The sequence below is a fragment of the Peribacillus sp. genome, from assembly GCF_059453735.1.
Genome location: NZ_JAZVJO010000357.1, coordinates 1 through 2,587, shown reverse-complemented (window position 1 = coordinate 2,587; position 2,587 = coordinate 1). Strand labels below are relative to the sequence as shown.

Below are 2,587 nucleotides of genomic sequence, written 5' to 3'. Positions count from 1 at the left end.
AAGCAACAAGATCATCAGAAAGATCGTTACAAAAATACTTCCAGCTAAGCCGTTAGTCGGTTCGTTAATCAACTTGCTCATGGCATGGCTGCTTAATTCAGCTGGGCTCCATTTTAGGAAATCCGAAAACAGACTGCTGGCAATCGACAAGACGGAGAAAAACAAGATATTCACGATTGCAATGGCTCCATTGCTATTTAATAGTGCACTGCTGAAGACAACACAGACAACAATGAACAAGCAATATAAGCTATAAATCAGCATGCTTTCGATTACTTGTTGAATGGGAATGGTAGAAAACAAAATAACCGTATAATAATAGGATAAGAGATAGCCACAGATAAACGATACAATCACTATCGATCCTTCGGCAAGTGTTTTACTGCCCACGATTTGCAAACTAGATACGGGCCGGGTGAGGATAAATGTTAACGATCCACTTTTTCGTTCATCTGAGATTGTTGACATTACCGCTACCACTATGACGAGAACCCCTAATGTATTTAACTGCGACAGGACGGATGCCATGACTTCCCCTGCATTAGGTACAGGCATTTGCAAAATAGATCCTTCCGGAAGCCCCCCTCCCATTTTTAAAATATCCTCCATGTAATACAAAGTGAGTGGCTGGGTGAGCGTCATCAGCATAAAAACGATGGGCAGCCAGATGATTTTTTTACTGCGTATAATACCTAAGTATTCTTTGTTAACAAGTGTGAAAAATCCTCTCATGGTTTCACCGCTTCCATAAATAACGTTTCGAGCGTTTGTTTATTTTCTTGAAAGGAAACGAGGTTGATATCTTGATCCACACACCATTGTAAAAACTGTTTTTTCTCTTCAACAGATTGAAATGAGACCTCTGCTTTATTAGGCTTGAGCAAATTTAGGTTAAAGTTATTCTCTGATGGAAATGCAGATGAACTTTCGACTACATACACATTTGAAGTTTGAGATAATAACTGTTCCAGCGTTCCATGTGAGATGATTTCTCCGTTCTTCATCAAAAGAATATCATCACTAATTTCTTCTGCATCGTGCAATACATGCGTCGAGTATAGAATCGTCGTCTTTGCTTTCAAGTTGGACAGAATGGTCATAACCTCACGCCTGCCAACAGGATCAAGTGCAGATACGGGTTCATCTAAAAAGAGAAGTGCTGGTTCATGCAGTATGGCTTGAGCTAAACCGAGTCGCTGCTTCATTCCTCCTGAAAAACCTTGGATTTTCTTATTCCTCACATCTATAAGCCCTGTGGCGGTAAGAACTTCCTCTATTTTCCTAGATAAAAGATCTTCATCCATCTTGGATAAGCCACCTACAAAACGTAAAAATTCCCCTGGGGTCATCCACTCATAAAAATAGGGAACCTGCGGTAAAAAACCGATATCCTGCTTCCATTCTTTTTCTTTTTGGAATGATATTTCTCCCTGTTTATATGCAATTAAACCTGTTAACATCTTCAATAGTGTCGTTTTTCCAGCGCCATTTGGACCAATCAAGGCCACACAACGTCCGTGTTCCAATTCAAAACTTACATCATTGACAACCACTTGATCATTAAATGTTTTTGATAAGTTCTTCACATAAAAACTCATGTCCTCCGTCCTCTTTTTCCAAAAATAAAGAAGACAATTGGACCGATGAGATTGACGAAAAGGATAATCAGAACCCATAGCCATTTCGGACCATTTGTATATTCCGTATTTTTCAAGCTAACCAGCGCGGTCACGACTAAAATGAATTGTAAAATGATAACGGGCACTAAAAGCTGAATCAATAGAGTATTATCCATTTTTCTTACGCTCCTTTCGTTTCTCAGGATAAATCACAAATAAATAATAAAAAATAGTACCTGAAGGAATATTTAATAAACCTATAAACCCCCAAAACCAGGGGTTTTTACCGCGTCTTCTTGCAGAAATAAAGATAGATGTACTTTGAATAAGTAACAATAATCCAATCCCGATAAACAAGATAAATTGGTTTTCTACTGAAAGATTCTCTATATTTATGTTCATAGGACTGAATCACCTTGTTCTGATTTTTTATTTCTCCAAATCATGACACAAGGTACGGAAACGATTCCCAATACTTGAATGCCGATATAAAGAGTAGGTGCATTTGCTAAAACTAACGTTAGAATGATAATGCAGAAGCTGGCGATCAGCATAAAAAACATCAATTCTCTATTTAGCCTTCTCTTGTGTTCCGATTTTTTCTTATTCAACATCATCGATAATGTCGCTAGATTGGGGGGTGAACTTTCTATTCCTTCAGTGATTTTTTCAAATGCTTCTTTAATTTTCTTTTCTTCATCGACCTTCATCTTCTTGCATCTCCTTTCTAACCAGTTTTATGCTTTTATTGACTCTAGATTTCGCGGTACCTTCCTGACAATTTAGAATTTCACCGATTTCAACATATGTGAATCCATAATAATGCCGTAATAATAAAGGAATCCGATACAATGGTTTTAGTGTAGAAATCGCCCCCATCACTTCATTAAAGTCGACTTTTTTCAGCTGTAATTCCCACTTTAGTGAAGAAGAATGTTCATCCGCTGCTCTTTTGAATAAGCCTCGTT

Annotated in this window: 6 protein-coding genes; all 6 read right to left on the bottom strand. The window is 37.8% G+C overall.

Features of this window, described 5'->3' with window-relative positions; translation table 11 throughout:
- Window positions 1-732 (bottom strand): ABC transporter permease (locus AC52RT_RS11425; RefSeq protein ID WP_495540860.1); only part of this gene is annotated, 732 nt, incomplete at its 3' end.
- On the bottom strand, window positions 729-1,598 hold the full coding sequence (locus tag AC52RT_RS11420) for an ABC transporter ATP-binding protein (protein WP_495540859.1): 870 nt from the start codon (window positions 1,596-1,598) through the stop codon (window positions 729-731). The genes AC52RT_RS11420 and AC52RT_RS11425, both read right to left, overlap by 4 nt.
- Window positions 1,595-1,795: a PLDc N-terminal domain-containing protein gene (locus AC52RT_RS11415; RefSeq protein ID WP_495540858.1), complete on the bottom strand. Its 201-nt coding sequence runs from the start codon at window positions 1,793-1,795 to the stop codon at window positions 1,595-1,597. Before AC52RT_RS11415 ends, AC52RT_RS11420 begins: the two co-directional genes overlap by 4 nt.
- Window positions 1,788-2,021 carry a transcriptional regulator gene (locus AC52RT_RS11410; RefSeq protein ID WP_495540857.1) on the bottom strand — a complete coding sequence of 78 codons (234 nt, stop codon included), beginning with the start codon at window positions 2,019-2,021 and terminating at the stop codon, window positions 1,788-1,790. Before AC52RT_RS11410 ends, AC52RT_RS11415 begins: the two co-directional genes overlap by 8 nt.
- The gene (locus AC52RT_RS11405) at window positions 2,018-2,329 is read right to left on the bottom strand and encodes a YxlC family protein (protein ID WP_495540856.1); all 312 of its coding nucleotides are present in this window, start codon (window positions 2,327-2,329) and stop codon (window positions 2,018-2,020) included. Before AC52RT_RS11405 ends, AC52RT_RS11410 begins: the two co-directional genes overlap by 4 nt.
- Window positions 2,316-2,587: sigma factor-like helix-turn-helix DNA-binding protein (locus AC52RT_RS11400; protein ID WP_495540855.1), on the bottom strand; the 272-nt coding region annotated here is incomplete at its 5' end. The genes AC52RT_RS11405 and AC52RT_RS11400, both read right to left, overlap by 14 nt.

What these genes read in the sequence shown, in the direction of transcription:
- AC52RT_RS11415 (WP_495540858.1), bottom strand. Translation starts at nt 1,795, where the DNA reads ATGGATAATACTCTATTGATTCAGCTTTTAGTGCCCGTTATCATTTTA.
- AC52RT_RS11405 (WP_495540856.1), bottom strand. Translation starts at nt 2,329, where the DNA reads ATGAAGGTCGATGAAGAAAAGAAAATTAAAGAAGCATTTGAAAAAATC.
- AC52RT_RS11410 (WP_495540857.1), bottom strand. Translation starts at nt 2,021, where the DNA reads ATGAACATAAATATAGAGAATCTTTCAGTAGAAAACCAATTTATCTTG.
- AC52RT_RS11420 (WP_495540859.1), bottom strand. Translation starts at nt 1,598, where the DNA reads ATGAGTTTTTATGTGAAGAACTTATCAAAAACATTTAATGATCAAGTG.